The sequence below is a fragment of the Streptomyces fuscigenes genome, assembly GCF_021556455.1.
In the GTDB taxonomy this organism is placed as follows: Bacteria; Actinomycetota; Actinomycetes; order Streptomycetales; family Streptomycetaceae; genus Streptomyces; species Streptomyces fuscigenes.
In genome coordinates, this window is the sequence record NZ_JAKGCV010000325.1 from 1 (window position 1) to 6333 (window position 6333).

The window sequence follows — 6333 nt, forward strand, 5'->3', positions numbered from 1 at the left end:
CGCTCCTCCCGTCCCCGTCGCCGTCCGCGGCGCCGCCCCGGCCACCGCGGTCGCCGTTCGCGCCGCCCGCCGTGCCGCCGCCGGCCCCTGCCGCTCCCATGAAGCGGTCCCGCAGCCTGCCGCCCAGGTCCCCGGCCCCGCCCGCGATGTCGCCCACCAGCTTGAACAGCGGGTCCTTGCTGCTCTTGACGGTGTCCGCGTAGTGCGAGGCCGAGTCGCGGAACGAATCGCCCACCGAGGTGTCCTTGTCCTCGTCCCGCCGGGGGTAGTGGCCGTCCATGATCCGCTGGTAGTCGCGGCTCTCCGCCCACCGCTTCAGCTCCGCCGCCCGCACGGTGGCGAAGGGATGCGAGCGGGGCAGCACGTTGAGGATCTTGAGGACCGAGTCCCGCAGGTCGCCCGCGCGTTCGTACTCCTCCGCTTGCGCGAGGAACGCGTCCACGTTCATCTCGTGCAGGTGGTTGCCGCCGGCGACCTTCATGAGCCCGCGCATCGACGCCTGCGGATCCTGACCCACCAGCAGGCCCGCGCGGTCGGCGGAGAGCTCGGACTTGCGGAACCACTCCCGCAGCGCCGTCACGATCGCCGTGACCGCCACGTTCCCGAGGGGGATCCAGGCGACCTTCAGGGCCAGGTTCGTCAGGAACAGCAGCAGCGTGCGGTACACCGAATGGCCGGACAGCGCGTGCCCGGTCTCGTGGCCCACGACCGCCCGCATCTCCTCCTCGTCGAGCAGCTCCACCAGGCCGGTCGTCACGACGATGATCGGCTCGTCGAGCCCGACGCACATCGCGTTCGGCTGGGGGTTCTGCGCCACGTACATCAGGGGGACCTTCTTCAGGTCCAGGACGTAGGAGGCGTCGAGCAGCATCGCGTGCAGGTGCGGGAACTGCGCCTCGCTCACCCGTACGGAGTCCGAGAGGAACAGCAGCCGCAGGCTCCGCTCGGGCAGCAGCGCGTTGAGCGCCTTGAAGACCGTGTCGAAGCCGGTCAGCCTGCGCAGCGCGACCAGCGCCGAGCGGTCGGCGGGGTGCTCGTAGGCACGCGAGGAGATGCCGGGAAAGCGCCTGCGCCTGCGCATCGGCACGTTCCCGGGAGTGCTGTCGTCCGTCATCGGCCGTCCCCTGTCCGTCCTGTCGGTCGCGTCGGGCGGCGCCGCCCCGTGCCACCGGACCCGCGCGGGGGCCGAGGCTCCGTCCCCCTGCCGGGAGACAGCCTAGGCGCTGGGACTACCGTGTGGCGGGGGCCCGGAACCGCCTGTGGAAAACCGGTCCACGCCGGACGGTTCCTGAGAGACCGAGGAGCGCACCCGTCATGCAGGCAGCCAGCACACTCATCGCCGCCGCGGCCGCGTCCGACCAGCAGGGCCCCGGGAACGTCCTGCGCATCGTGCTCGTGGTGGCCGTCGTCGGCGGGGTCTTCCTCGCGTGGTTCCTGCTGCGCGGCTACGGCGACGGCAACAACGACTGAGTCGGCATGGGCGCGCCCGGCGGCCCCGCATACGATGTGCCCGAAGTCACCGATCCGATTCCCAGTCGATAGGTCTTGTTGAAGATGATTCCCTCCGGTACCGCCGCAAGCCTCGCCACCCTTGCCGAGGGCAGCAACCACGAGAGCCTCAGCCCCTGGCTGACCGGCGGAGGGGCCCTGTTCGCGCTGCTCCTGCTGCTGTGGATCACGACGCGCTTCAACCGGGACCGCTGAGCGGCGTCGAACCCGCGTGCCAGTAGGCTCTACGCGCATGGGAGAGCAGCAGGGGCCCACCGGGTCCGGCAGGCGCCGACTCGGCGTGATGGGCGGGACGTTCGATCCGATCCACCACGGCCACCTGGTGGCGGCCAGCGAGGTGGCGGCGCTGTTCCACCTCGACGAGGTGGTCTTCGTGCCGACGGGCGAGCCGTGGCAGAAGAGTCAGAAGGCGGTGTCCCCCGCGGAGGACCGCTACCTGATGACGGTCATCGCCACGGCCTCCAACCCGCAGTTCTCGGTCAGCCGCAGCGACATCGACCGCGGCGGCCCGACGTACACCATCGACACGCTGCGGGACCTGCGGGCCACCCACACGGATGCCGACCTCTTCTTCATCACCGGCGCCGACGCGCTGTCGCAGATCCTCACGTGGCGCAACGCCGAGGAGCTGTTCTCCCTCGCCCATTTCATCGGAGTCACCCGTCCGGGGCATGATCTGACCGACGACGGCCTCCCCAAGGGCGGTGTCTCCCTGGTGGAGGTGCCGGCGCTCGCCATCTCGTCCACGGACTGCCGGGAGCGCGTCGTCAAGGGCAACCCCGTCTGGTACCTCGTGCCGGACGGTGTCGTGCGGTACATCGACAAGCGCCAGCTGTACCGCGCGTGAGCGACGGGGCGCCACAGCCGCCCGAGGCACGTCACCACGAAGAGGGGCACCGGTGAACGACCAGCAGCAGCCGCCGTACGGTCCAGGTCCATACGACCCGTACTACGGCGGGCCGCGGATCGTCGGGTACGACGAGTACGGCCGGCCGGTGTACGAGCAGCAGGCCGCCGCCCAGGGCCCGACGCAGGACACCGGTGAGCAGGGGTACGGCGGCGGCTACGACACCGGGCAGCAGCCACCGGTCGGCGGTTACGACACCGGGCAGCAGCCCCCCGTCGGTGGTTACGACACCGGACAGCAGCCCCCCGTCGGCGGCTACGACACCGGCCGGCAGCCCCCCGTCGGCGACCGCGGCCAGGGCTGGGGCACCGCCCAGGGCTACGGCTACGACCCGTACGGCCGGCCCCCCGCCGAGGCGCCGCAGGCACCCCAGGGCCAGGGGCCCGCCGGATACGACGCCTACGGGCACCAGGGCGGACGGGGACCGGACGCGGCGCAGGCCTACGGGTGGGACACCGGCCCGCAGCCGGCCGCCACCGACACCACGCAGCAGTGGAACATCCCGCAGCAGCAGGCCCCCCAGCACCCGCGGCAGGCCCAGCCCCAGCAGCAGGCGCCCGGCGAACAGCCCGGCCGGCCCCCGCACTCCCCGCGGCAGCCGGGACCGGCACAGCAGGAGCCCCGCCCGCCGCGCGGGCCCGCCGTCCCCGGACAGCGCTCGTCGTCCGAAGAGGGCTACCACACCGAGCAGTTCGCGTTCATCGAGGAGCCCGACGAGGACTCCGAGGACGTGATCGACTGGCTCGCCTTCACCGAGAGCCGTACGGAGCGGCGCGAGGAGGCCCGGCGGCGCGGACGCAACCGGGTCGTCGCGCTGCTGGTGGTACTGGCCGTCGCGGTCGTCGGCGGTGCCGGCTACCTCTGGTACGCGGGCAAGCTGCCCGGGCTCGACGCGCCGACGAAGAAGCAGGCCGCGGCGGCGAGCGGCCCGCAGAAGCGCGACGTGATCGTCGTGCACCTGCACGACACGGCCGACAAGTCGACGTCCACGGCGCTGCTCGTCAACAACGAGACGACGGGCCAGGGCAGCACGGTCCTGCTGCCCGGGACGCTGAACGTGACCAACGACGACGGCACGGTCACCACCCTCGCCAAGTCCGTCGAGGAGGACGGCTCCGACGGCACCCGCGAGTCGATCGGCAACCTCCTGGGCACGAAGGTCGCGGGCACCTGGCGGCTGGACACCCCGTACCTGGAGAACCTCGTCGACCTCGTCGGCAATGTCGAGGTCGACACCGACACCGACGTCCCCGACGCGAAGAAGGGCGCCGCGCCGCTCGTCCACCGGGGCAAGGACCAGACCCTCAGCGGCAAGATGGCCGTCGCCTACGCCACGTACCACGCGCCGGGCGAGAGCGACGACAAGCAGCTCGACCGGTTCGGGCAGGTCGTGCAGGCCACCCTGCGCAAGCTGTCGAGCGACCCGAAGGCCGCGACGGTCACGGTGCAGACGCTCGCCCAGATCCTCGACCCGTCCCTCACGGACAAGGACCTCGGCGCCGCGCTCGCGAAGCTCGCCGCGCAGGCCAAGGCGGACCACTACAAGACGTTCGTGCTGCCCGTCGGCAAGGACGGGACGCTCAGCGGCGCCGGCGAGGACGAGGTCAAGAAGGTGCTCGGCGGCTCCGTCAGCGCCCCGGACCCGGACGGGATCCCCCGCGTCGGCGTGAAGAACGCCACAGGCGGCAAGGCGGCCACCGAGGCGGCGCGGGTCGCCCTGGTGAACGGGGGATACACGGTCGTGGACACCGGGACCGGAGCGCAGAGCGCGAAGTCGACGGTCACGTACGCGGACGCCAAGAACAAGGAGCAGGCCGGCGAGGTCGCCAAGACGCTCGGGCTGCCCGCCGGAGCGGTGAGCAAGGGCTCGGCGGGCAGTTCCGACATCGCGGTCGTCCTCGGCGGGGACTACACACCGCCGAAGACGGGCGGCCACGAGTAGGCACCGCGACGAGCAGGTACGGCCGGCCGCCGGCGCGGGGCCGCACCCGCCTCCGCGCGCCCCGCGAGGCGGTCGGGCGGAGGCGGGCGGCGAGGGGCCCGCGCGCGGCGGCGCGGGCTCCGCGGACCCCGTCGCGGAACACGGGCGCGGTGCGTCGGCCGTCCGTGAGATCCTGGGAGTCTCCCTGCCCCTCGACGAAAGCCTGCTCGTGACCGCTACGGACCGCGCCATCCAGCTTGTCCAGACCGCCGCCCAGGCGGCCGCCGACCGCCTGGCGCACGACATCATCGCCTACGACGTGAGCGACGTCCTGTCGATCACCGACGCCTTCGTGCTCGCCTCCGCGCCGAACGACCGGCAGGTCAAGTCGATCGTCGACGAGATCGAGGCGCGGCTGCAGAAGGAACACGACGCGAAGCCGGTGCGCCGCGAGGGCGACCGCGACGCGCGGTGGATCCTCCTCGACTACGTGGACGTCGTCGTCCACGTGCAGCACAGCGAGGAGCGCGTCTTCTACGCCCTGGAGCGGCTGTGGAAGGACTGCCCCGAGCTGCCGCTGCCCGAGGACGCCGTGAAGACCAAGGGCCGGGGCGAGGAGCACGCAGCCCTGTCCGCCAGGGCGGACGAGGACGCGAGCTGAGCGCCACCGCGAGCCCCGCCGGCCCCGCCCCCGGGGCGCCGAACGCTCCGCGCGACCGCCGGATCATCCTGTGGCGCCACGGGCAGACGTCGTGGAACGTCGAGGGGCGCTTCCAGGGCACCACGGACATCGAGCTCACCCGGACCGGCGTGCAGCAGGCCCGGCGCTCGGCCCGCCGCCTCGCTCAGCTCAAGCCGCACGCCATCGTCTCCTCCGACCTGCGCAGGGCCGCCGCGACGGCCGCCGAGCTGGCCGGGCTGACGGGCCTGGAGGTCCAGCACGACGCGGGCCTGCGCGAGACGTACGCGGGGGACTGGCAGGGACTCACGCACACGGAGATCAACGAGCGCTACGGCGCCGAGTACCTGGCCTGGAAGCACGGGGAGCCGGTGCGCCGGGGCGGCGGCGAGCTCGAGACCGAGGTCGCCGACCGCGCCGCGCCCGTCGTACTGCGGCACGCGGACGCCCTGCCGGACGGCGGAACGCTCGTCGTCGTCAGCCACGGAGGTGCGATCCGCACCACCATCGGCCGCCTCCTCGGGATCGAGGCGCGGCACTGGGAGGGCCTCGGCGGGCTCACCAACTGCTTCTGGTCCGTCCTGGGCGAGGGCGTCCGGGGCTGGCGCCTGCTGGAGCACAACGCCGGCAGCCTGCCCGAACCGGTCATCGGCGACGACGACTGAGAGCGCGGCGCCGGACCGGCGGCGGGGCCGTGCGCGGATCCGGTGCGGTGACGGCTCGACGGTCACCGCTCGTGTCGACGGCCGCGGCCGTGTCCACGGACCGGGTCCGTATTCGGCGGCGACACCTCGTCATCGCCGCGGCGACCGCCGCCGACCAGGCAGGCGGCGACCGCGGGCACCGGCGGCGTACGGCGGCTGATTTCACTTTCCGGCGGCCCGCAGGCTAGAGTTCTTCTTGTTCGCAGCGCGGAGCGCAAGCGCGAAGAACACGCGGGGCTATAGCTCAGTTGGTAGAGCGCCTGCATGGCATGCAGGAGGTCAGGAGTTCAATTCTCCTTAGCTCCACACCCGTTCCGGAAAGTCCCGGAGAAACCGCCTCGGTCCGCCCATGGACCGGGGCGGTTGGCGTTGTGCGCTTTCCGTCCCGCTCGCGCGCGGACTCCGGCGCCCCTGCCGTCCCCGAGGCCCGGGCGCTCGGCCTCCCCGGGCCGGCTCGTCCTCGCCCGCGTATCCCCGCGGTCCGGGTCCCGGTTCCGCGGCCCGGCTTCGCCCGCACGTGCTTCCCGGGCCCGCGACGGCCCGTCAGCCGGGCCCCGGCCGGGCCCTGGGGCCGCCTCGCGGGTGCCGTCGCGCCCCGCGTGCGGGCGTCCGC

At 73.0% G+C, this 6333-nt stretch carries 7 protein-coding genes and 1 tRNA gene; 7 read left to right on the forward strand and 1 reads right to left on the reverse strand.

The annotated features are described in order from the left end of the window. On the reverse strand, positions 1–1114 hold a 1114-nt coding region (locus tag L1885_RS21275; RefSeq protein WP_235798768.1), incomplete at its 3' end, for a M48 family metallopeptidase. A 200-nt stretch (positions 1115–1314) separates the two neighbouring features. On the opposite strand from L1885_RS21275, the gene L1885_RS21280 reads away from it, so the two are divergent. The 7 genes from L1885_RS21280 (at position 1315) to L1885_RS21310 (ending at position 6026) form a co-directional block, all read left to right on the forward strand. After that, on the forward strand, positions 1315–1470 hold the full coding sequence (locus tag L1885_RS21280) for a hypothetical protein (RefSeq protein WP_235798769.1): 156 nt from the start codon (positions 1315–1317) through the stop codon (positions 1468–1470). 84 nt (positions 1471–1554) lie between these two features. Continuing rightward, positions 1555–1704, forward strand: coding sequence for a hypothetical protein (locus L1885_RS21285; RefSeq protein ID WP_235798770.1), 150 nt, complete (start codon positions 1555–1557; stop codon positions 1702–1704). Between the two features lie 37 nt (positions 1705–1741). Next, positions 1742–2356: a nicotinate-nucleotide adenylyltransferase gene (gene nadD / locus L1885_RS21290; RefSeq protein WP_235798771.1), complete on the forward strand. Its 615-nt coding sequence runs from the start codon at positions 1742–1744 to the stop codon at positions 2354–2356. A gap of 52 nt (positions 2357–2408) precedes the next feature. Next, complete coding sequence (locus tag L1885_RS21295; protein ID WP_308117370.1) at positions 2409–4358, forward strand: LCP family protein; 1950 nt, start codon at positions 2409–2411, stop codon at positions 4356–4358. A 208-nt stretch (positions 4359–4566) separates the two neighbouring features. Continuing rightward, a complete protein-coding gene (rsfS, locus tag L1885_RS21300) occupies positions 4567–4998 on the forward strand; it encodes a ribosome silencing factor (RefSeq protein WP_235798772.1) in 432 nt (143 codons plus the stop codon). Further along, positions 4995–5681 (forward strand): histidine phosphatase family protein, encoded by a 687-nt coding sequence (locus tag L1885_RS21305; RefSeq protein WP_235798774.1) that lies wholly within the window; start codon positions 4995–4997, stop codon positions 5679–5681. The genes rsfS and L1885_RS21305 overlap by 4 nt, the downstream gene beginning before the upstream one ends. Positions 5682–5953: 272 nt before the next feature. Continuing rightward, positions 5954–6026, forward strand: a tRNA-Ala gene (locus L1885_RS21310). Positions 6027–6333 lie beyond the last annotated feature (307 nt).

Excerpts from the sequence above, each read along its gene's own strand:
- L1885_RS21280 (WP_235798769.1), top strand. The coding sequence starts at position 1,315 with ATGCAGGCAGCCAGCACACTCATCGCCGCCGCGGCCGCGTCCGACCAG.
- L1885_RS21285 (WP_235798770.1), top strand. The coding sequence starts at position 1,555 with ATGATTCCCTCCGGTACCGCCGCAAGCCTCGCCACCCTTGCCGAGGGC.
- nadD (WP_235798771.1), top strand. The coding sequence starts at position 1,742 with ATGGGAGAGCAGCAGGGGCCCACCGGGTCCGGCAGGCGCCGACTCGGC.